The organism is Aminobacter carboxidus, from assembly GCF_014863355.1.
Classification (GTDB): Bacteria; Pseudomonadota; Alphaproteobacteria; order Rhizobiales; family Rhizobiaceae; genus Aminobacter; species Aminobacter carboxidus.
This window is the reverse complement of sequence record NZ_JACZEP010000003.1, coordinates 80616-102222: the sequence shown is the minus strand read 5'-3', so window position 1 is coordinate 102222 and position 21607 is coordinate 80616. Positions and strand designations below refer to the sequence as shown.

Genomic DNA, 21607 nt, shown 5'->3' with positions numbered 1-21607 from the left:
ATCGAGGGGAGGGCGGTCACGGGGACGAAGCCAGGGGCAGCAGCCGCCGGCCATCTCAGCATCATGAGGAGGATCAAAGTGCATCATCTTTCGCTTCTGCGCGGCGCAACATTTGCCGCCACGGCTGCCACGGCCCTGGTTGCCATTGCCGGCACACTGGCCGCCGCCGAGCTGCCGAAGTCGGCCGAGGTCAAGGACACCGGCAAGCTGATCATCGCCAACACGCTTGAATACGCGCCGTTCGAATTCATCGACGAAAACGGCAAGCAGGTCGGCATCAACATCGAGCTGGCCCAGGAAACAGCCAAGCTGCTCGGCGCCGAGCTCGAGGTAACCCGCATTCCCTTTCCCTCGATGGTGCCCGGCCTCGCCGCCGGTCGGTTCAAGGTGGCGTGGGAAACCTTTGCCGCCACCGATGACCGGTTGAAGCAGGTCGACTTCGTGATGTTCATCAAGTCGGGCATCGTCGCTTCGACCACCGCCGACAAGGCCTCGCAGTTCCAGGGCGAGAACAATCTCTGCGGCAAGCGTGTCGGGGTCATTGGCGGCGCGGTGTCGGACTTCATCGCCGACCGGCTGAGCGGCGAGTGCAAGGAAAAGGGCCTGCCGGAGATCGCCAAGAGCATCTTCCCCGAAGGCAAGGACATCATCCAGGCAGCACTTTCCGACCGGATCGACGCCCGTCTCGACGACGCCACCGCCTCGGGCTATTTCGAGGTTACCAGCAAGGGCCAGATGGTGGTCGTGCCTGGCCTCTACGACGTCGCACCGCTCGGCATCGCCATCCCCAAGGGCGACAAGGAAACGGCCGATATGCTGGCCGCCGGCGTCAACGAGCTGATCAAGAATGGCACCTACAAGACGATCATGGCCAAGTACGGCATGACCAGCGCCATGATCGACGAAGCCTATGTTGTCGACAGCGCCGACAAGATCCGCAAATAATCGACAAGGCCGGCGAGGGCATGAGCGCTCGCCGGCCTTCAGCACCGTTGGGAGGCGGCTGAATGGACCGGGCCGATACGCATACTCCGCCGCCGGAAGCGCTGACTGTCGTTCCGCTACGCCATTACGGCCTGTGGGTCGGAACGGCGATCACGCTGGCCATTCTCGGGCTGATCTTCAAGGCGCTCGCCACCAACCCGGCCTTCGACTGGCCGACCGTCGGCAAATACCTGTTTCATCCGTCGATCATCCGCGGTCTCGGCCAGACGCTGGTGCTGACAGTCACCATCATGGTGCTGGCCATCATCATCGGCACCATCGTTGCGATCATGCGATTGTCGCCAAGCCGCATCCTCAACGCTTTCGCCAGCGCCTATATCTGGTTCTTCCGCGGCGCGCCGGCGCTGATCCAGCTGATCTTCTGGTTCAACCTAGCGCTGATCGTGCGCGAATTCTCATTGACGCTGCCCTTCATCGGCACTGTTTTCACCGTCAAGACCAACGACTTCATGACGCCCTTCGTCGCGGCCGTTGTCGCCTTGTCGCTTCATGAAGCCGGCTACATGGCCGAGATCGTGCGCGCCGGCATCAACTCGGTGGCATCGGGCCAGACCGAAGCCGCCGGCAGCCTCGGCATGAACCACCGGCTGATCCTGCGCCGCATCACGCTGCCCCAGGCGATGCGCTTCATCGTGCCGCCGACCGGCAACGAGACGATCAATCTGCTCAAGACCACGTCGCTGGTCACCATCATCGCAGTCAACGACCTGCTTTATGCCGCGCAGAGCATCTATGCGCGCACCTTCGAGACGATCCCGCTGCTGATCGTGGTTGCCTTCTGGTACCTGTTCGTCGTCACCATCCTGTCGATCGGCCAGCACTATATCGAGCAGTATTACGGCAGGAGCGACCAGCAGCAGGGCGTGTCGTTGCGCGAGACACTGAAACGCGCCTTCAGGTTCGGACGGGTGGCACAGCCGGCATGACATCGAAAGCACAAAACCAGGCCCGTTTCGGCGTTCCCGACAACTCGATGGTGTTCGCGCGCGGCGTGCGCAAATCCTTCGGCGCAATCGAAGTGCTGAAAGGCATCGACCTCAATGTGCCGACCGGGTCGGTCGCCTGCGTCATCGGCCCGTCGGGGTCGGGCAAGAGCACCTTCCTGCGCTGTATCAACCATCTGGAGGAAGTCAGCGGCGGCGTGCTTTTGGTCGACGGTGAGTTCGTCGGCTACGACCTGCGCCACGGCAAGCTCTACGAGGTCAACAACAAGCTACTGTGCCAGCGCCGCGCCGACATCGGCATGGTATTCCAGTCATTCAACCTGTTCTCGCACATGACCGCGCTGGAAAACCTCATCGAGGCCCCGATGATGGTGAAAGGCATGTCCAAAGCCGAAGCCAAGGATAAGGCTTATACCTTGCTTGAACGTGTCGGACTTTCGGCCAAGGCAGACGCCTATCCACGCCAGCTTTCCGGCGGCCAGCAGCAGCGCGTGGCGATCGCCCGTGCGCTGGCGATGAACCCGAAGGTGCTGCTGTTTGATGAGCCGACCTCGGCACTCGATCCGGAACTTGTCGGCGAAGTACTGGTGGTCATGCGCGACCTGGCCGAAAGCGGCATGACGATGGTCGTTGTTACCCATGAGATCGGCTTTGCCCGCGAAGTCGGCGATCAGCTGATCTTCATGGATGGCGGTGTCGTCGAAGAGCGCGGCGAGCCGCGGGAGATGATCGCAAATCCGCAGTCGCCACGCACCCGGGAGTTTCTGTCCCACGTGCTGTGACGAGCGAACAGGCTCGGCAATGCTCATGCCTGGCCAACGGCGCATAAGGTTGATAAAAAAAAGCGGCTCGAAAGCCGCTTTTTTTGTTGCCGTGCACAGCCGGCTAAAAAACTGCCAGGTACTTGAGCAGCGAAACAATGCCGATAATGATCACGATTATCTGCGCAATCTGCCGCATCTTGGCGTCGATTGGCAGGCGTTGAACCAGATAAAGCACAAGTACAATCACCAGAAATGTGATCAGGATACTGATGAGCACAGATGAGGCCATGTGGTTCTCCTAGGAACGTTGAATGGGCGCCCGGTCTGGACGCTCAGTGCCGATCAATACCAGCCGCCACGCCGATCGCTTGAGCCTTTTGCAATGGCAAGGCCAATCATGACACCGACCAAACCCGCCAAGCCAACCACGACACCCGTAGTCGCCGGGTTCTCGCGGGCGGCCTCGGAGACCGTTTGAGCCTGCGTACGAAGCTGCTGAGCAGCTCGCGACGCCCGCGTCGACGCCTCTTCAATTGCGCCACTTGCCGTGTCGCGCGCTTCGGAGACAAGCTCTGCGCTCCGTTCGGCAAGGGATTTGTTAATTTTGGCAATCTCTTTGCGCAGCTCGGAGATTTGCTTTTCGACTGACTTTTGAACGCTTTCGACGCTCGGAACTTCAGTCTTGGGTGTGTCAGCCATGATTTTTCCTTCTGCAACCACATGGGAACGGTGCAGACGGCAATTCGTTCCGTTCAATGGCCCGTCTGGCCGCTCCGATCGGGCGGATCGGAGCAGATGTCATTCCGCCAGAGACCGACAGCGCGGAACCTGCGTGCTGTTACCGACAGGCTTCTGACATCCAAGGCCGCTAAGGGAGCAGTCCTTCCTGCTTGTATCGGGATCGAAGATCAGGCAGCCGTGACCAGCCGCCGCAGCGAGGCCTGGTAGACGAGCGAGGTCCAGCTGTTGCTCGACGCGAGGTGGCAATAGACCAGCCCGAGCGCACCCGACTTGCGCAGGTCGAGGAAGGCTTCGTCGGAGAGCTTGTTAAAGGCCGGCTCGTCGATGACCTGGAAGTCGCTGACGTTGAGCACTTCGCCGCCTTCCAGCGTGACCGTGCTCTGGCGCGGCGCAAACAGGCCATGGGCGTCGATCTTTTCCACCATCGCACGGGTGGTATTGAAATCGATCTGGAACTGGTTGCAGAAGGCGAGGGCCTGCCTGCTCGCTTCGCTGGCTTCCGAAGCGTTGAAGAACGGCGCGACCTTGCCCGCGCCGGACGAAACCTCGGCAATGCGCTCGCTGGCGCGGTCGACGCACAAGGTCAGCCGGCCCGACCCGGCATCGTCGGCGAGAATGAAGGGATAACGGCGGACATAGGCCGGGATGTAATGCGGCTCGAGCCACTTGCCGCTTGCCTCGACGAAGAGGTTTTCGTTCTGGCGCAATCCGGTGATGATGACAGGCGCTTTGGCCGGTCCGATGAAGACGATCGGATAGGAGCGCATCGCCGCCGGCATTTCGGACGCCACGACAGGGATCGCATGAGCCTGGCGGGCGAAGGAAAAATCGCTGCGTGCCGCCAGGCCAAGCGAACCGTGGCGTACCGGATTGAGCGCCTCGGGCCTGGAATAAAACAGCGGCAGGCCGCCGGCCGCGGCGCCTTCCACGGCTTTCGTTTCGATCGTCGATTCAGTCATCATTCAAGTCCTTCTGGCGGCTCGCATCGCATGGCAACAGTGCGATCGTCTTGATATGTTCTTCATGAGCAACGGCGCGAAACTGTACTGCGGCTATAGACAGGACACTAGCAAGCAGCAAAATTGGGTGCTTCGCGAATGATACACTACAGGGCGGACCAGATGATCTCGGCTTCGGATTTTGAAAGCTCTGTCGGGCAGGCATTCACCGTCAACGTCGGCGGCCGGCAGCTGGTGCTCGAATTGAACGCAGTCCGTTCGCTGTCTTCGAGCTCCCGCCCAGGCGGCGGTTTTTCGCTGTTGTTCACGGGGCCGCGCGATGTTTCCTTGCAGCAAGCGACCTACCGCTTTGTCGGAAACACAATCGCCGAAGACATTTTCATCGTGCCCGTTTCGGCCGACGCGACCGCCATGTTCTACGAGGCCGTATTCAACTGACCTCGTCATGCCGGCTGCCAGCCGGGCGGACAGCAGGCCATGAGGTCGTAGACGCCCTTGTCTTCGACGACCTCGAACCCAAGCCGCTGGTAGAGCCGCTTCGCCGGATTGTTCTTTTCGACATGGATCGAGGCACGACTGTCTGCGGCGAAAGCCTCGTCGAGCGCATCGCCGATGACTGCGGTGCCATAGCCGCGGCTGCAGGCCTCGGGCATGAACGCAATGTCGACGATGCGGTGTTCGCCCTGCCAGCGCGCGACATAGAACCGGCCGACGGGTTGGCCCGCGCGATGGATGACGAGCCGCTCGATTCCCGCATAATGCGTGATGTAGTGGTGGTGCTGGGCGGCAAACTGCTGCGACAGGAAGGAACGTTTCTGTTCCTCCGACCATCCAGTCGGCTCAAGCTCGTCCCATCGCGTCGAGGCATAGAGCGCCGACAGGAATGGCAGGTCGCGCTCACCGGCCGGCCGAAAGCTCAGCCCGGCTTCACGCGACCGACGCCAGGACAAAAGACCGTGTGCCGAATCCGCCTCGGCTCCATGCATCAAGCTCGCCGTCATCAGCTCGGTGGCGTCAGGTCACGCACGACCGAGAAGCGCCGGATTCCGCCATCAGCCAGTTGCTCCCAATCGATGTCCCATTCCGTGCTGTCCAGCGCGGTCTGGCGTTTGGCCCACAATCCGCCCCCGGCCGGCACCGCTGCCGCGTGGCTGAACAGCATCAGCCGCCCGTCGGCATTGTAGTCGAGCTTGAACTCGACACGGGCGTCCGATTGGGAGAAATCGCGCCAGCCGGTCCAGTTCTGGGTACGCGCGCTGTTTTGCGCGTTGAACTGATGGATGAGGCTGTGGTCGCTGGCGACAAGCACGATATCGTTGTCGCCCTGGATGCCGCTGGCAAGCGTGTTGATGCCGGTGCGCGAGAAACCCGGCGTCGCCCATGGCGTCCAGGACTCCGAGCCCGCCGGCTGCTGCCTTGTGTGCACCACCTGGCCGTTGCTGGTCAGGCCGAAGAAATTGAGTCCCCCGCTCGGTCCAAGCACCGGCGCCATGCCGATGAAGGTGCCGGTCGTAGGCGTGTTCATCATCACCCACGGCGTCCATTCGCCGGCATTGGTCGTGCGCGCGACCGATTGCTGGCAGCGATAGAGATTGAGCGTCGAGTTGATGCCGAACAGGACAATGCGGCCGTCGCCCTGGCGCCGGGCGGAAATGGCGACAAGGCCACCAGGAATCTGCTGCCAGTCGCTCCAGGGCTTGTCGGGCGGCGCCTGCTCCTGAACTGTCACAGTGATCGGCTTGTCGGTGCCGGGCGGCGTTATGGTGACCCGTTTGTCGACAAGTTTGGGCGGGTTCTGGCGTATCCACCAGATCTGCCCGACGCTGGTGACGACAAAGATTTCGATCAGGCCGTCGGTATCCCGCGCCATCGACATGCTCTGGTAGCCCGTGGCACCCGGCACAGCGCCGATGTTGACCGGCGCATTCCATTTCTCGACAGGGCCGACCTGGTTGGCGTCTTCGGTGATGAAGACCAGTTGCGGACCGGCCGACGGCTGCGCCACAACGGCAACGCGGCCATCTCGGGTCAGGCCCGTTGCCATCAGCGCATAGGTACCCGCAGCGATCGGTGCCCATGCCTTGGCCCAGGGGCCATTGGGCCCGCTTTGCGCCTTCTGCACCAGCTTGTTGCCGCCGTCTATGGCAACGACCATCAGTCGCGACAGCTCAAAGAACTTCGTTCCCGGCGGCAAGTGCCGCAGCGCCGGAGCGCTCAACCTTTTTGCGCGCGCAGCCGGAGCTTTCAGGGGCTTGGATGCCGCGGTTTTCGTATTCGGTGCGCTTGCCTTGGCTGCGGCCGGTTTCCTGGCAGCAGGTGCTGTGACAATTTTCGCCTTCGTGGAGGACGCCTTGGCCGCGGTTTTCTTGGCAACTGGCGCTGATACCGTTTTCGCCTTTACGGCGGTTGCCTTGGTCGCAACTGGCTTCTTCGCAGCGGCGGCCAAAGCCGGCGCCGCCTTCTTGGCGGTGCCGGCTGGCGTCTTCGAGTTCGACTTTGGAGCTGCTTTCTTGGCCATGATGTTGGTCCTGCGTGGCTCGGAATTCATTAGCCTCTGGGCGGGAAGACGCCCTGCAGCGCGATGCAGAAATAGCAGGTGAGATAGGGCTGCAGATTGTTATGCGCCGCATCGCCTCCGGCAGGCGCCAGCACCTGGTCGGCCATCGAAATGCTGGGCGCGGCTGTTCCGTAGGCAAAGCCACCCTGCGAGTGCGCCAGCACGCGCGTCGAGGTCGGCGCCTTCAGATCCGCGTCGAACTCCGACGCCGCGGAAAAATGCGAGTGGGCGGGCATCTCGGACTGGAGGAGCGTCACCGTATCCGATCCGCCAGTTTCACCGAGGTCATGCAGCGACAGGCCCGGTCCCTGTCCCGGTTGCATCGGCGCACGGCCTTGCAGGTCGGGCAAGGCGAAGTTGGATTTGCCGTTGCCGCCATAGGTCGTACCAAGCAGCGAAAACAAGGCAGTATTCTGCGACAAAGGCAAAAGCTGCCCGTCGCACCAGGCCCAGCCCCTGGGCGCAAAATTGAAGGGAAAGATTCTGATCTCGGCGACGAAGGGATCGGCCATGAGGTCCTCTTATGTCGGTGACGGGAAGATGCCGAATAGCGAGATGATGAAGCTGACGCAGAGATAGGGCTGGAAGTTGCTGTGCGGCTGGCTGCCGCCTTCCGACGAAATGACTGCGCTGTTGAGGTTTCCCGTCGTGGAATCCTGAAGGTAGATGGAGATGCTCGGGGGCTCGGCGATCGCGTTGCCCTGCGGGCTCGAGGATCCCCCGGGGCCGCTTGTGGCCAGGAACGGATGGCTGTGCTGAGGGATCTGCGACGTCGTCAGCGTGATCTCCTCGGCACCGCCGGTTTCAGCCAGGATGAACCCGTTGCCCTGATGTATCGGGATGCGGCCGCGCAGATCGGGCAGGGCAAAAGTACTCTCGCCGTCACCGCCATAGGTCGTGCCGATCAACTGGAAAAGCGTCTCGTTTTCTGAGATCGGCAGCAACTGGCCCTCGCAGAACATCCAACCGGCGGGGGCAAAATTGCCGGCAAACATGCGTACTTCGCCAACATAAGGCTGTGCCATGGTCGTGCCTCCTCAAGTCGGCGAAGGGAAGATGCCCTGAAGGGCGATACAGAAGGACAAGGTCAGGAACGGCTGCATGTTGAGATGCGCTTGGCTGCCGCCGATGTTGCCGACGGTCGTCGACCTCAGCGCCACCAAATTGCTCGGCGCAGCGTAAAGGTTGTTTGCTGCCGCAAGCGAATTGCCGATCGGGGCGGAGACGGTCGCGTTTCCCGACGCCGCTTTATAGACGTGCGTGTGGGTGGGTATTTCGGATATCGACAGCGTGTGGCTTGCTTCTCCACCGCGCTCACCGAGTGTGTGACTGGAGCCGACATGAATAGGCGTGCGGCCGCGATAGTCAGGGAGCGCAAAGTTGACCCTTCCATCGCCGCCGAACGTGGTTCCGAGCAGCGAGAAAAGCGCCTGGTTCTGATTGATCGGAAGCAACTGTCCATTACAGAGCGCCCAGCCTTTTGGCGCGAACCCGAAGGACATAAGTCTGATTTCCGACAAGAATGGCTCAGCCATATGTCATCCCTCAAATGTGTTGCAAAAAGCGGCGGCAATATTCCTGCCGCCAGGAAACGTTGCACAAGAACCGTTCCTTATGGCGCGAAGCATCAAGTCTATAGTTGGACTTTGAACTCGGAGACCCCAAAGATATCACTCCAACAAACTAGAACGGATTTGGAAGCGGCACCGATCCGTTGAAGAACCCTCCTGGCCCCACGCCTTCGGTCGTCACCAGTCCCGGTTCGCCTGCGCTGCCATTGTTGCGCCCCTGGACGTAAGCAAGTGCCGCAGCGGTATCGAATTGCGACCCGGCATAACCGACAATCTCAAGGCGCGAGTCGAAGCGCTGGCGGATGAGGAAGTCCCTCGTCACGCCGGAGCCATGGACAAACGTGTTTTCGAGGGCGCCGGCACCACCCAGGTTGAGGCGCACCGTATGGCTGTCCCTGAGCCCGAAGATGTTGGGGTCCGCCCCGCCTGCCACGAGGTTGAAGGCCTCGCGTCCGGCCGCGTTCGACGAAAGCTGGTTGGACTGGACGGTCAGGTTGAGCACACCGTTGCCATCGTTGGCCACTACGTTCATCGCCCTGTCGAATGCCTCGACCACCAGGTTATTGGTGACTGCGACCGTGTGAGTTCCGTTGCCGTGAGCCTCGACCGCGATGCCGAAAGCCTGCGTCGAACCGGAGTTGGTGACGCCGACGGTGCCTATATCGTTGTTCCGGATGAAGCCGTTGAAGAGCGCCGCTGCGCTCGAGGTGCCCAGATTGACGGTGATCGCGCTGCCGATCGCGCCGTTGATGGAGTTGTTGTCGATGTCGTAGTTGACCGTTCCGGCATAGCCGGGGACGCCAGTGGCGGCATTGATGGTGATGCCCTGGCCAAGCGCTGTTGCGTGACCACCATTCAACGTGTTGCCCGTGAACTTGATGTTCAGGTTGCCGGAGTTCAGTGCCGCTGCCTGGAAGTGGTCGCCCCGGTTTGCGGTAAAGGTATTGTTGGTGACGTTCGCCGTAATCGTCGCCGTTCCGCCGGCTTCCAGGAACAGTCCGTCGTCGCTGTCGACCTTGGCCGAGGTGTTGCTGAAGGTGCTGTTGCTGACCGTCAGCGCCAGTGTCCCGTTCGAATTGCGGATGGAGACGTTCTTTTCGTAGGACGTGGTGATCGTCGAATTGGTGATGCTTGCCGTGCCGAACAACCCGTTGGGTGAGACGGTGCCCACTCCACCGAAGTCGATACCCGCATCGCCGATCGCATTGCCATTGTTGGTCAGCGTCGAACGGTTGAGTGCGAAATCGGTCACCGATGTTCCGCCGATGCCGTCATCGGCGCTATTGAGAATATTCATGTAGCCGAGGTTGACCGACTGGGTGCTGGTCAGGAGGACGCCAGTGCCCGTCGAGTTCTGGATGGTGCCGCCCGAGCCATTGTTGCTGCCACCAGCGTCGCCGGTCACCGTCAGGCCGCCCAGAACGCCGGTGGCGTTGAGCACGATGCCGTTGACTGCGCCGTTGGACGAGATACTGCGGAAGGTCAGGTCGCTCGCACCAATCGTTGTGTTGGCGACGTTGAGCGCCGTACCGGTCGCGGACGAGATCGTGTTGTTCGAGCCCAGCACGTTGATCGTGCCGCCGCCCGTGGCGCTGAAGCCCGCGCCTGAGGTCGTCGAGATGGCAAGCCCGCCATTGTTGAAGTTGATCGTCGCGCCGGCGTTGCCCGCCAGACTGACTGCCGCATTCGCACCCGTCGTCAGGGTCTTTGTCGAACCCGAGAAGGTGATCGCGCCACCGCTGTTGCCGGCCACCGAAATGCCGTTCGCAACTGCGCCCGTCGCGCTGATGTTGCCCGAAAGCGCCAACGTTCCGCCGGTGCGGCTGGCGATGTTGACGACATTGCCGGCTGTCGTCTTGGTGATGGTGCCGGAATAGTCGACATTCGCCGAACCGCCGCTGACCAGGAACGCCGCGCCCGAGGCGCCCGAAAGCGCGCCCGAACCCAGATTGACGGTGCCGGCAACGTTGGTCAGGCCGACATTGTTAGTTCCGCCGATCGAATTGACCGAGATGAAGGTGGTGTTGGCGGCTACGCCGTTGAGCATGATGGCCTGCGCTGACGTGGCATTGATCGTGCCGGTGGTGACGTTGACCGTGCCGCCGTTGCTCACCGAGAAACCAGTGGTGGTGCTGGTGACTATATCCAGATTGGCGAAGCTGACCGTTGAGGCCTGGGCGTTGTTGTTGACCGAAACGGCAGTGCCGGTCATGGCAGTCGTCGTGCCGAGATCGACGGCGCCGGTGAAGCTGACCGCGCTTGCGGCCGTCGCGCCCGAGACGCTGATGCCGCTGGCGGCACCATTGGCGACAACCGAGCCAGCAAATGTGAAGCTGCCGCCGGTGCGGTTGGTGATGGCAACCGCCGTACCCGACATATTGGCAATTGAGCTTGCGGCATCGAAGCTGATCGTGGCGTTGCCGCCGGTGACGGCAAGGGCGTTTGCCCCGCCGATATCGACATTCGTACCGGTGATCGTGCCGGCAGGGCCGGACACGCCGCCGAAGGAAATGCCGCCAGCTCCGGCGCCTGAGATCGAGATGTTGCTCAGCGTCGTCGTGCCGGTGGCATCGCGGATATCGAAGGCGATGCCCGTCGCCCCGGTGCTCGTCACGTTGGTGATCGTGGTATTGGAGGCGTTGAGGATCGCCTCCGAGCCATTGCCCGAGAACACGACGTTGCTGATCGTCGTATTGGTGGACGGCGTGATCTCGATGCCGGCGGTCAGGAAATTCCTGATCGTCATGTTGGTGACAGACGTGCCGGAGGCGCCGTCGGTACCGTTGTCCTTGATGCCGCGCGCCACGTTCGCCGGGCTGCCGTCGAGGATGAAGCCGTCGATGACGTTGCCGCTGGCGCCGAGCGTGATGATATTGCTGCCGGCGCTGCTGGTCAGTGTCGCAGCGCCGGTGCCGACCGCTGCGATGGAGATCGAATTGCTGGCCAGTTGGATCGCGCTCGGCACGGTCAGGGCCAGGTTGATCGCGCCATTGCCGAAGCCGCGCACCTGCGCGCCGGCTGCGAGATTGAGCGTGTTGTCAGCGTTGGTGCCGGCCGCGGTGATGATACTGCCGTTGTTGATCAGCACAATGATGTCGTTGACACCAGCGACCGCCTCAGCCGCTGCCAGCGTCATTGGATTGTTGCCGTCGGTGCCCGAGCCGTTGCCACCGCCGGTGGCGCCGTCGCTGTCGACGAAGTAGACCTTGCCGATGCCGAAGCCGAGGCCCGGGCTCGCCTGGAAGTTGACGTCCTGGAAATTGTAGCTGCCGGCCGCAGGCGCGCTGCTGGCATCGATGGCGACATTGGCACCGATCGTCGAAAGCTGGTCGGTCGCCGACTCGCCATCGCCATAGGTGAAGCCAAGGTTCGTCGCGCTGTTGAGGAAGATGCCGGTGTTGACGCCGGCGATGCTCGAGCTGGTGCCGCCCGCAACCGCGTCGCCCAGGCGCACGGTCTGACCACCGGTGGCACCACGAAGATCGACGCCGATCGATGTGCCGGCTGCCGCCGAATTGGTGACGTCGAAATCGTTGGCCGTGACAGCGGCATTGATAGTCGCGCCATTGAGGTCAAAGGCAATGGCCGAACCGTTCAGGCCAATATCGAGGTCGTTGAAGGAGATCGCTGCGCCAAGCGTGCCGGAGATGTCGACGCCGCGCACCGTGATGCCTTGCAGGTTGACGGTGCCGAGCGCAACGGCGCCGCCACCGCTCGACGCGACATTGGTCAGCACAATGCCGGTTGCTGCGCCACTTGCCGAAACAGTCGCGAAGTTCAGGCCAGCGGCGCCCACGGTGGCGCCATTGAGGCTCAAAGCCGTCCCGGTCGTCGTGGCAATCGTGTTGGCGTTGCTGCCTGTGCCGACAGTGACAGTGCCACCACCGCTGGCATTGAAGCCGGTACCGCTGGTGGAATTGATCGCCAGACCGCCATTGCTGAAGTTGATGGTCGCGCCGGCGTTGTTGGTCAGGTTGACGGCATTCGCGAGTCCAGAGGTCAGGCTCTTCGTCGCGCCTGAGAAGTCGATGGTGCCGCCGGTGCTTGAGTTCACCACGATGCCGGCCGCGATCAGGTTGCCCGACAGCGTGACAGTGCCCGAGGTGACGCCCTGGACATTGGCGGCGAGGCCGGTCGTCGAAGTGACCGCGGCATTTATGGCGACATTCGTAGCGCCGACGCCGCCAACAATATCGACACCCGTTCCGGATCCGGTGCTGACCGTGTTGCCGACGCCCGAAACGGTGACGTTCGCTGTGCCACCGGTACCGTTGACGCTGATGCCGGCGCCCGTCGTCGTGTTGATAACGAGGCCGCCATTGATGAAGCTGACCGCAGTCGGCGAGAACACACGCACCGCGTTGGTGGTGCCGGTGTTGAGTATCTTCTGCGTGCCGGAGAAGACGACGCTGCCGCCGCTGCCGCCATTGACCTCGACGCCACGGAGCGCCTGGGTGATGTTGCCCGACAGAGTGATGGTTCCGCCCGTGCGGCCGCTGATCGACGCACCGAGACCGTCGCTGAAGATGGAAGCAGTGCTGCTGATCGCGCCACTGCCGCCGACAGCCAGAAACGCGGTCCCGGTCGAGGTGGTGGTGGTCAGGCTGCTCGCCGCATGCTGGATCGAGAAGGCGAGGTTGCCGGTCGTGTCGTTGAGGTCGATCGCATTGAGGCCCGTGGTGACGTCGAGCGGGCCGGTGAAGTCGATGGTCAGGCCTGCGCCTGTGTTCCTGACATAGACGCCGTTGTCGTCGCTGCCGCCATTGATGGTAGTGGTGCCGGCGAAGGTGTAGGTGCCGGTGGTGCCGCCGCCGATGTTGATGCCGAAGGCTGTACCGACCTGACTTGCCAGAGGTGTCAGATTGACGGTTCCGGCAAACCGCATCGCACCCGATCCGGCATTGATGTCGATGCCGCCGCCATTCAGATAGCCGCTCGCGCTGATGTTGTTGAAGACACCGGCGCCCGCGGCACCGTCGCTGACATTCGCGCCATCGACCACCAGCGCGCGTCCATTGGTCGTGGTCACGTTCTTCGCACCGACACCGGAGAGCACGACATTGCCGCTCCTGGCATAGAAACCGATGCCGCCATTGTTCTGGATGTCGAGCGCGCCAGCGAATGTCAGCGTATTGGTGCTGCCGACCGCTGGCTGCCATTTGACACCGCCGCCATTGGCATTGGTGATCGAAACCGCGCCGGCAAATGTCACCGATGTTCCATTGACGAGGCCGCTGGTGAGATCGATGGCGTTGAGAGTGGTATCGCTGATCGTCACCGGGCCGTTGAACTGTATCGTCGGCGAAGCGATCACGTTGAGCAGCTTGATGCCGTTCTGGCCGCCGGTGACAGTGACAGCACCAAACTGCGCCGAGCCGCCGGCACCATTGGTGACTGCGACGTTGGAGATGCCCAGCGCGGCTTCGTCGACATTGAACGTGTTGCTGGCGCTGGCAAAGAACAGTTCGCCGCCAACGGCTGCCGCCCTGTTGGCGTAGATGCCGCCAGCACCGTTCGTGCCGGTGAAGCTGGTGGCGCCCGAAAAACCGATCCTGTTGGTGCTGTTGACCAGCAGATGCGCGCCATTGAAGAAGCCGCCGGCGGATCCCCCGCCGGCGACGTCGATCGTCGCGGCGCCGAAGTCCAGAGTGCTGCTGGAGCCATCGAGGGGGTTGGCGTAGATGCCGAGCGCGACATCGCCGCCAAAGATCGGGTTCGATGCCTGCTGGACGGCGATGCTGGTGGTGTCGAACTTCAGATTGCCCGAACTCGTATCGTCCAGGATGAGGCCGTAGCCGCCGACACGATTGGTCGTGGTGCCAGCGACAAACGCGCCGCCGTCGACCTGATCCATCCCAGCTGTCGCCGCGTTGGCATCGAAGACGACGCCACTCAAGGCAAAACCACCGATCTCGCCATTGTTGCCGAGCAGTGTGATATCGGACAAGGCGCTGACCTTCATCACACCGGTACCCACACCTGTTCCGTCGATCGAGGCGATGTTGCCGCCTGTTGCCGACAGGATCAGATTGGACAGCGCAACCTCGCTGTCGGCACCGCCGTCGTCGAGCGATAGCGCGCCTCCTCCGCCACCGGAGATCGTGGCGCGGCTCAGGATGAGCTTGGCGATGTCGAATCCGTAAATACCAATCCCGGTCGCACCGGTATTGGCAACGATGACGTTGACGATACTGGCGTTGGCACCGAGGCTGATCGTATTGCCAATGGCGGTGGTCAGGGTCGGCAGCACGGTGTCGATGCCAGCAGGCGCATCGATGATCGTCGACGAACTGATGCCGCTGAACTGGAACGCATTGCCCAAACCGCCGCCGACAGCGCCCAGTGGCGCCGTGTCGATGGATTCTCCGGCCTTGAGCCCGATGAGCACCTGGCCATCGGCGAGGTTGAAGGTGTTGTTCGCACCGTCATTGTGCTGCGCCTGCATCATGTCGATGAAGTCGCTTGTGCCGTTCACCGTGGTGTCGATGAATACGATGACGTCGGCGCCCGAGGCTTCGGCGCCGGCGATCGATCCGGGGTTCGCCGCGGTTCCATTGCCGTCGCCCTGGCTGTCGACGTAATAGACTGTCGGCCCCTGCGCCTCGGAAAGGTCGCCGACAAAGCCGCCATTGGCGCCGTCGACGTCCTTGAAGTTGTAGGTTCCGGCAGCAGGGAAGACACCCCCTGGCGAAGCCATGATGTCGACGGCCTTGACCGTGGACAGCTTGTCGACACTTCCCTCACCATCGCCATAGATGAAATTGACGGCCGTCGTGCTGGTGAACTGGAAGCCGACCGCCGGCCCAGCGCCGCTGCCGCCGATGGTGGCAGCCGTGGTGTTGCCGGGCGCGCCCGCGTCGCCGAGCTGGATCGTGCCGGTACCGGTGGTGCTGGAAAGGTTGACCGCCGTCGTGCCGGTGGAACTTACGCTGGTGAGATCGAAGTCGGTCGCGGTGATGGTGCCGTTGATCACCGCATTGGCGAAGCTGATGCCGGTCGCGTCGTTGCCGGTCATGGCGATGCCGAGGCTGGCGAAGGACAGAGTTCCGGCATTGGTGCCGGAAATGGCGACGCCAGTCTGGTTCAAACCGACATTGGTCACGCTGGTGGCGCCGAAGGCAATCGTCCCGGTGTTGCCGGACAGGCCGATGCCGGTCGCCGCACCACTGACGGTGACGGAGCCGAATGTGGCGCTGCCGGCGGCGTTGACGACCGACAGGCCGGCTGCGAGCGGGCTGGTGATCGAAATCGCCGCTGCAGCATTGAAGCTCGCCCCCGCGCCAAGGCCAGCGATCAAAGCACCGCCACCGCCCGTCGCGGTCAGCGACGAACCGGTGAAGCTGATCGTGCCGCCGGTCGGTGCGGTTGTCGTGCCGATGCTGAACAGCTGCGCGCCGCCGGTCGCCGTGACATTGCCCGAGATGGTGGTGTTGCCCGACGTGCCATCGATCTCGACCGCATGGCCGGAGCCAGCGTGCGAGATCGTGGCGCCGACCGAGATTGCGGCCGAGCTGTCTTCGATATCGAGCGCGTTGCCCAGGCCGCTCTGAGTGAGCGAACCGCCGGTCATCGTGATGGTGCCGGCCGAATTGCGGATGAGCAAGGCGTCGGCCACGCTGGTGACCGCCAGATTGGTCAGCGAGATCGTGCTCGTGGCTGCCTGGCCATCAATGTTGATGCTGCGGCCACCGGTAGCCAAGCTCGCACCGATCGTGCCGCCACCAACGCTGACGAGGTTGATGGCGCCGCTGACGTCGATGCCACGCCCAGCCGTGCCATCGATGTCGACCGTCGTGAAGGTCACGTTGCCGTTGGCGCCAGTGAGGGCGATACCGCGGCCAGCAGTGTTGTCGATCTTTGCCGAAGCGAAATTGAATGTCGCCGAGGATGCCACGATCTGGATGCCGTCGCCGACACCGGTGGTACCGGCAATCGTGACGGTGCCACCAGAGAACGTACCACCTCCGACAGCGTTGAAATTGAGCGCCGTCCAGGCTGTGATACCTGTCGTAATGCTGTCGAACGACACGTCACCCGTGCCAATCGTGACGCCATCGAGGTTTATGGCCTGGCCAGTATCAGTACTGATCGTCTCGGTGCCTGCCGTTGCCGCGACGTTGATGGTGCCGCCGCCGGTCGCGTTGAAGCCGATACCCGTGGTCGTGGTGATCGCCAGCCCGTTGTTGAAGCTGATCGTACCGCCTGTGTTGCTGGTCAGGTTGATGGCGTTGGCGCCGCCAGTGCTGGCGGTGATAAGACCGCCGAAGGTGGCGCTGCCGCCGGTCATCGCATTGACGCGGACAGCACTTGCGCCGCTGGTCTGGTTGATGGTGCCGTTGTAGATCAGGTTGGGCGTAGCGGTGTCGATGTTGAACGCCACACCCGACGTGTTGGCGATCGAGCTCGCCGCATCGAAGTTCAACGTGCCGGTGGAGCCGCCGGCGATGTTGATGCCCGTAGCCGCGCCGGTGATGTTGAAATCGGCGAATGTCGCCGTGCCACTGTAGTTGTTGAACGACAGAGCCGTGCCCGTGACGCCACCGACAGTGCTGGTGCCAGTGAAGTTGACCGTTGCGGCCGAGTTCGCCAGCAAGATGCCGGTTTGCGCCGACTGGATGCTGAGATTGGCAATGCTGATCGTGCCAGTCGCGCTGCTCAGGTCGATGCCCGTGACAGCGCTGGCAATCGTTACGCCGGCGACGTTCAGGCCTGAGATGCTTGTCCCGTCGATGGCCGCGCCCGAGCCGCCATTGCTGACGGTCAGGTTCTGGATGAGGTTGCCATTGGCAAGGTTGATGGCGCTGCCGGCGGCATTGTTGAGCGTCGCTCCGCCGTGGCTGAAAGGATCCCCCTGGGTTGCGCCGGTAGCGACATTGGCGCCGGTGACATTGGCCGGTGGTGCGCCCAGATCGACAGTCGCGCCGTTGGCAAAAGACACGACCGACTGGCCGTTGGCCAAGGTGAAACCATCACCGTCTGTATTGATGACGTCGAGAGCCGACGACTTGACGAGGACGAAGATCGTGTTGGCGTCGACAGTCAGGTCGTCGGCCGCAGCAGCATTGATCAGGTTGCCGATGCTGGAGCCGTCACCGGAGCCGGTGTTGCCGGATCCGACGAAGATGACGTTGGCTGTGTCGAACAGCTGCGGCCCGACCAGTGCCGTGGTGTTATAGGCATATGTGCCATTGCCGACCAGAAGCCCACGCATATCGAGCGAGGCGACGGTGCCGGTGATCGAGCCACCGCCAAACGAGAAGGTGGTGTTCGCGCTCGCCGCAACCGCGCCGTGATCGCCCATCTGGACGCCGGTGCCGACGCCCGAAATGACGCCGCTGCCGATCGACACCATGCCGCCCGTCGTGCCGGAGAGGTCGATACCGGTTGAAGTGCCGCCAAGGCCGGAGATGTCGAGCGTTGCGACGGTGAAGGTCGAGCTGCTGCCCGACAGGTCGAGCCCGGTGCTGGTGGCCGACAGGTTGGTGATGTCGATGTTCTGGAAACTTATCGTGCCATTGGTGCCCTGGACGTCAATGGCATTCTGGCCAGGTTGGCTGATTGTCACGTCGGCGAAGCTGATCGCACCCGAGTTGCCACCAAGCGAAACGCCGTTGCCGGCGTTGGTGATGGTGGTTGCGCCAGCAAAGCTGACCGTTGCCGAGCTGCCGCTGATCACGATGCCGTTGAAGGCTGTGCCAGAGATCGTCGTGGTGCCGGACACGGCAAAGTCGCCGGAAACGCCGGCGAGGCTTATCCCAGTCGAGCCGTTGGTCTGGCTCAAGCTGGCCAAAGTTACGTCAAGCCCGATGCCGCTTGCCAGGAAGCCCGTCAAGCCATTGCCGGAAATCGTTCCGTTGCCAATCGACAGTTCGCCGGCCGATGTTCCCGAAGCACCAACTCCATTACCGCCGTTGCCGGTGGCGTTGAGCGTGTCGAAACTGTAGGCACCTGTGCCGCCGCTGATCGCCAGGCCGCTGCCACCGTTGTCCGCAAGCGTGGTGGTACCAGTGAAAACGTAGGTGCCGCCGCCCTGGATCGAAAGGCCTGTGGAGCCATTGTTTGACGACGTCAGGTTGCTGCCGGAAACGGTGCTGGTTCCGGCAAACACCAGGCCGTTGAGGTCAGCACCGGAGACCGTGAGACCCGTAAGCGTGACGTTGGTTACGTTGTTGCCGAAAACGCCGTTGCCGCCACCTGCATTGGACAGGTCGACGTCGAGCAGCGAGGTGTTGTTGGCCAGGGTGACGGTGTCGCCGCTGCCGGTGTTGGTGAGCGTGGCGGCACCACCTGCGTCCGAGATGGTGGTGCTGTGCTGGACATTCGTGCCGGTCACATTGATCGGCACGCCGCCGAGCGAGAACTGTCGGCCGTTGCCGAACGACGCGAGGGTCTGGCCGGCACTGAGCGAGAAGCCGTCAGTGTCGTCGATATCGGTTCCGCGGTTGACCAGCACGAAGATTGCAGTGCCGTCAGTGTTGGCGTCGGCGGTGGCGATCGAAGCCAGGTCCAGCAACGACGAGCCAGTGCCCGATCCGGTGGCCGAAGCGCCGACGAAGATCAGGTTCTGGGCGTCGAAGAGCTGGGGCCCGCCGAAGGTTGTCGTTCCGAAGGCGTAGGTTCCAAGCGTCTGGTTCAGGCCGCGTGCGTCGAGCGACGCGGTGACGCCTGAAATCGAGCCACCGCCAAAGCTGAATTGTGCGTTGGCCGAATTGACCAGCGAACCGGAAATGCCGAGGCGAACGCCGGTGCCGACATTGGCGATGACCCCGCCATTGGTGATGACGATCGACGAGCCGCCAATGGTCTGGGCAAGATCGATGCCGATCGAGCCGGCGCCGGTGCCTGTGATGTTGAACGACTGGGCTGTGAAATTCGTCCTGCTGCCGGAGAAATCGAGGCCGGTGCCGACGCCCAATCCAGAAATGACGATGTTGCCGGCGACAATGGCGGCATTGACGCCGGCAAACGCGATGCCGTCGCCGCCTGGGTTGGTGATGTTGACGTCGCCGAAGCGGATCGACGCCGGCGAATTGACGATGTCGATCGCCGGGCCCGACGTGTTTGAGATCGTGGTCTGGCCGGTGACGGTGAAGCTGCCGGCAACGTTATCGAGCACGACGCCCGAGGTCCCGCCATTGTGGGTAATCGAGGTCAGGGTTACGTGAGCGGTGATGGGGTCGATGAAGACGGCGATGCCGCCATTGCCCGACACCGTGCCGCCTGACGTGGTGAAGCTGCCCGAAACAGAGGTGCCGGCGACATAGATGCCGGCGTCCGCATTGTCCTGCGCGTTCAGAATGGCGAAGGTGTAGGTGCCCTGGCCGGCGATATCCAGGCCATCGTCGCCATTGTCCTGCAGCAGCGTGGTGCCAGTGAAATTGTAGGTGCCGTTGCCTGCGATGTGCAGACCGTCGAGGCCGTTGCCGGTCGAGGTGAAATTGGAACCTCTGATGCCGGTCGAGCTGCCGGTGAAGTTGGCGCCGTGGCCGCCCGTGCCGCTGACGGTCACATTGGTCAGCGTCGCGCCGTTGATGTTGTTGCCAAAGATACCGTCGGCGCCGCCGGTGACGGTGATGCCCCTGAGCGTATTGCCGTTGCCGAGCGTAATGACATTGTTGCCCGGGTTGGTGCCGGCGATGGTGCCGTTGCTGCCGCCGAGATTGTAGTTGCCGGTGCCGCCGCCGAAGAGCTGGGCGGTAACGCTTTCGCCACCGCCGATGACCGTCTGGCCGTTGGCCAGCGTCACGCCTGCCGTCAAAAGGTTGCCGCTGCCGCCAAGCGCCACGACAAATCCGTTGACGCCGGCATCGCTGACCGCGTCGTCCAGCGTGGTCGGATCACCGAATGTGCCGAGGCCTAGCGTGTTGGCACCATCTGCAAAGAAGAACTTGCCAAACGCCGTGCCCGTGGCGGCATTGATCGCCACGCGTGTCGTCGAGCTGGCGAGTTTCTCGTCGCCCTCGATGCGAACGCCGATGTCGCCGCGCACCCGCTCGTTAACGCGTTTACGCAACGCGTCGCTGACGGCATAGACCGGCTCGCCGCTGTCGCCTTGCTCCTCAACGCCGCCTGCATCGGCATTGAACGGTATCGTCAGCCGGACGCTGCCGGCGAACTGGGTGTCATCGCGGTTGTCGTTGCGTACCTCGCCGGTGAAGGCGACGGACGCCCCGCTGCCGAAGACATCGCCGATAGCATATTCGAAGCCGGCCTTGCCGCCGGTGATGTTGTCGTCGTCGCCGTCGGGATCCCCGAAATGATAAGCGCCGATGGAGAGCCGCAGCGAATGGTCCTCGGGCAGCTCAACCGGCACCTGTGCGCCGATCTCGCCCTCGATGCCCCAGGCGGCATAGTTGCGCCGGTCGATGACCGCTATCTGCTCGAGCAACTGGTTGCCGACCATCGACAGGCTCGAATTCACCGATTGTTCGGCCCGGTCTCCGCTGATTGGCAGATAGACGTTCACATGCGCGTCGAAATTCGCCGTGATCGCCTCGACGCCCAGCGTCGCCCCGGTGAACTGGTGTCCGTCTTGTCTCTGGGTATTGATATATGCGTAGCCGCCAAGCATCACGTCAAGGTTGACGATCCGGCGTATGCCGAGGCCAAAATCCTGGCCAAAGCCGTCTTCGAAATCGTGTTTGGCCCTGACATCGAGGAACAGGACTGATTCCGCCGTCTGCTTGAGCGGAACAAAACCCTCAAGCGCGGCGGTGGCGCCGTCGTTGTTGGCGCCGACGATGGCGCGGACCTGCGGCTGCCACAGCCCGTCCTGCCCGCCATAAGCTGCCATGCCAGACAAGGCAAAGGCGATTGTTGACAGGGCCGATGTCCGCAAAAGGCTTCTGGCGCGCCGCGTCAGTCTATACTCGGCCGAAACTTGCGGTCCGCTCGCCAGAGCGGTAGCCGCATCGGTATGCCTTGCGTTATTGGGCAGTAAACGCGAGTGCATCAAAGATCCATCCCAAGGGGGCGTTCTTGGTTTTGCTGATAGGTCTACCAATGCGCGCGGCTTGCAAGAGGATTTTCTGCCACCAATGCGTGCATTGGCATAAAAAGAAGTCAT

General features: G+C 62.5%; 14 protein-coding genes. 5 read left to right on the top strand and 9 right to left on the bottom strand.

Annotation, left to right across the window (positions count from 1 at the left end):
- The first annotated feature begins 63 nt into the window (after positions 1-63).
- The 3 genes from IHE39_RS12380 (at position 64) to IHE39_RS12370 (ending at position 2731) form a co-directional block, all read left to right on the top strand.
- The gene (locus tag IHE39_RS12380; protein ID WP_434781306.1) at positions 64-945 is read left to right on the top strand and encodes an ABC transporter substrate-binding protein; all 882 of its coding nucleotides are present in this window, start codon (positions 64-66) and stop codon (positions 943-945) included.
- Positions 946-1007: 62 nt separating this feature from the next.
- A complete protein-coding gene (locus IHE39_RS12375) occupies positions 1008-1931 on the top strand; it encodes an amino acid ABC transporter permease (protein WP_184774199.1) in 924 nt (307 codons plus the stop codon).
- A complete protein-coding gene (locus IHE39_RS12370) occupies positions 1928-2731 on the top strand; it encodes an amino acid ABC transporter ATP-binding protein (protein ID WP_281397567.1) in 804 nt (267 codons plus the stop codon). The genes IHE39_RS12375 and IHE39_RS12370 overlap by 4 nt, the downstream gene beginning before the upstream one ends.
- A gap of 103 nt (positions 2732-2834) precedes the next feature.
- Here IHE39_RS12370 and IHE39_RS12365 read toward each other — a convergent pair whose 3' ends face one another.
- The 3 genes from IHE39_RS12365 to IHE39_RS12355 all read right to left on the bottom strand — a co-directional run bounded on the left by IHE39_RS12365 (position 2835) and on the right by IHE39_RS12355 (position 4416).
- Complete coding sequence (locus IHE39_RS12365) at positions 2835-3002, bottom strand: Thivi_2564 family membrane protein (protein WP_184774201.1); 168 nt, start codon at positions 3000-3002, stop codon at positions 2835-2837.
- A 53-nt stretch (positions 3003-3055) separates the two neighbouring features.
- Positions 3056-3412: an ElaB/YgaM/YqjD family protein gene (locus IHE39_RS12360; protein WP_184774203.1), complete on the bottom strand. Its 357-nt coding sequence runs from the start codon at positions 3410-3412 to the stop codon at positions 3056-3058.
- Between the two features lie 209 nt (positions 3413-3621).
- Complete coding sequence (locus tag IHE39_RS12355) at positions 3622-4416, bottom strand: SapC family protein (RefSeq protein ID WP_246485465.1); 795 nt, start codon at positions 4414-4416, stop codon at positions 3622-3624.
- A gap of 135 nt (positions 4417-4551) precedes the next feature.
- On the opposite strand from IHE39_RS12355, the gene IHE39_RS12350 reads away from it, so the two are divergent.
- A complete protein-coding gene (locus IHE39_RS12350; protein WP_246485464.1) occupies positions 4552-4851 on the top strand; it encodes a DUF6916 family protein in 300 nt (99 codons plus the stop codon).
- Between the two features lie 5 nt (positions 4852-4856).
- Here the strand turns inward: IHE39_RS12350 and IHE39_RS12345 are convergent, their stop codons facing one another.
- Both IHE39_RS12345 and IHE39_RS12340 read right to left on the bottom strand, forming a co-directional pair.
- A complete protein-coding gene (locus IHE39_RS12345; protein ID WP_192566660.1) occupies positions 4857-5399 on the bottom strand; it encodes a GNAT family N-acetyltransferase in 543 nt (180 codons plus the stop codon).
- Between the two features lie 14 nt (positions 5400-5413).
- Complete coding sequence (locus tag IHE39_RS12340) at positions 5414-6568, bottom strand: DUF8189 domain-containing protein (protein ID WP_192566659.1); 1155 nt, start codon at positions 6566-6568, stop codon at positions 5414-5416.
- Between IHE39_RS12340 and IHE39_RS12335 the strand changes: the two genes are divergently transcribed.
- The gene (locus tag IHE39_RS12335) at positions 6555-7013 is read left to right on the top strand and encodes a hypothetical protein (protein ID WP_192566658.1); all 459 of its coding nucleotides are present in this window, start codon (positions 6555-6557) and stop codon (positions 7011-7013) included. The two genes, IHE39_RS12340 and IHE39_RS12335, sit on opposite strands and share 14 nt — an antisense overlap.
- On the opposite strand, the gene IHE39_RS12330 is transcribed toward IHE39_RS12335, so the two are convergent.
- The 4 genes from IHE39_RS12330 to IHE39_RS12315 form a co-directional block, all read right to left on the bottom strand.
- Entirely contained in the window at positions 6961-7482 is a 522-nt protein-coding gene (locus IHE39_RS12330; RefSeq protein ID WP_192566657.1) for a phage tail protein, read from the bottom strand. The two genes, IHE39_RS12335 and IHE39_RS12330, sit on opposite strands and share 53 nt — an antisense overlap.
- A 9-nt stretch (positions 7483-7491) precedes the next feature.
- The gene (locus tag IHE39_RS12325; protein ID WP_192566656.1) at positions 7492-7995 is read right to left on the bottom strand and encodes a phage tail protein; all 504 of its coding nucleotides are present in this window, start codon (positions 7993-7995) and stop codon (positions 7492-7494) included.
- A gap of 12 nt (positions 7996-8007) precedes the next feature.
- Complete coding sequence (locus IHE39_RS12320) at positions 8008-8505, bottom strand: phage tail protein (RefSeq protein WP_192566655.1); 498 nt, start codon at positions 8503-8505, stop codon at positions 8008-8010.
- A 148-nt stretch (positions 8506-8653) separates the two neighbouring features.
- Complete coding sequence (locus tag IHE39_RS12315) at positions 8654-21334, bottom strand: inverse autotransporter beta domain-containing protein (RefSeq protein WP_192566654.1); 12681 nt, start codon at positions 21332-21334, stop codon at positions 8654-8656.
- Positions 21335-21607: the final 273 nt, after the last annotated feature.

What these genes read in the sequence shown, in the direction of transcription:
- IHE39_RS12365 (WP_184774201.1), bottom strand. Translation starts at nt 3,002, where the DNA reads ATGGCCTCATCTGTGCTCATCAGTATCCTGATCACATTTCTGGTGATT.
- IHE39_RS12355 (WP_246485465.1), bottom strand. Translation starts at nt 4,416, where the DNA reads ATGATGACTGAATCGACGATCGAAACGAAAGCCGTGGAAGGCGCCGCG.
- IHE39_RS12350 (WP_246485464.1), top strand. Translation starts at nt 4,552, where the DNA reads ATGATACACTACAGGGCGGACCAGATGATCTCGGCTTCGGATTTTGAA.
- IHE39_RS12360 (WP_184774203.1), bottom strand. Translation starts at nt 3,412, where the DNA reads ATGGCTGACACACCCAAGACTGAAGTTCCGAGCGTCGAAAGCGTTCAA.
- IHE39_RS12375 (WP_184774199.1), top strand. Translation starts at nt 1,008, where the DNA reads ATGGACCGGGCCGATACGCATACTCCGCCGCCGGAAGCGCTGACTGTC.
- IHE39_RS12380 (WP_434781306.1), top strand. Translation starts at nt 64, where the DNA reads ATGAGGAGGATCAAAGTGCATCATCTTTCGCTTCTGCGCGGCGCAACA.
- IHE39_RS12335 (WP_192566658.1), top strand. Translation starts at nt 6,555, where the DNA reads ATGGCAACGACCATCAGTCGCGACAGCTCAAAGAACTTCGTTCCCGGC.
- IHE39_RS12315 (WP_192566654.1), bottom strand. Translation starts at nt 21,334, where the DNA reads ATGGCAGCTTATGGCGGGCAGGACGGGCTGTGGCAGCCGCAGGTCCGC.
- IHE39_RS12340 (WP_192566659.1), bottom strand. Translation starts at nt 6,568, where the DNA reads ATGGTCGTTGCCATAGACGGCGGCAACAAGCTGGTGCAGAAGGCGCAA.
- IHE39_RS12325 (WP_192566656.1), bottom strand. Translation starts at nt 7,995, where the DNA reads ATGGCACAGCCTTATGTTGGCGAAGTACGCATGTTTGCCGGCAATTTT.
- IHE39_RS12345 (WP_192566660.1), bottom strand. Translation starts at nt 5,399, where the DNA reads ATGCATGGAGCCGAGGCGGATTCGGCACACGGTCTTTTGTCCTGGCGT.
- IHE39_RS12370 (WP_281397567.1), top strand. Translation starts at nt 1,928, where the DNA reads ATGACATCGAAAGCACAAAACCAGGCCCGTTTCGGCGTTCCCGACAAC.
- IHE39_RS12330 (WP_192566657.1), bottom strand. Translation starts at nt 7,482, where the DNA reads ATGGCCGATCCCTTCGTCGCCGAGATCAGAATCTTTCCCTTCAATTTT.
- IHE39_RS12320 (WP_192566655.1), bottom strand. Translation starts at nt 8,505, where the DNA reads ATGGCTGAGCCATTCTTGTCGGAAATCAGACTTATGTCCTTCGGGTTC.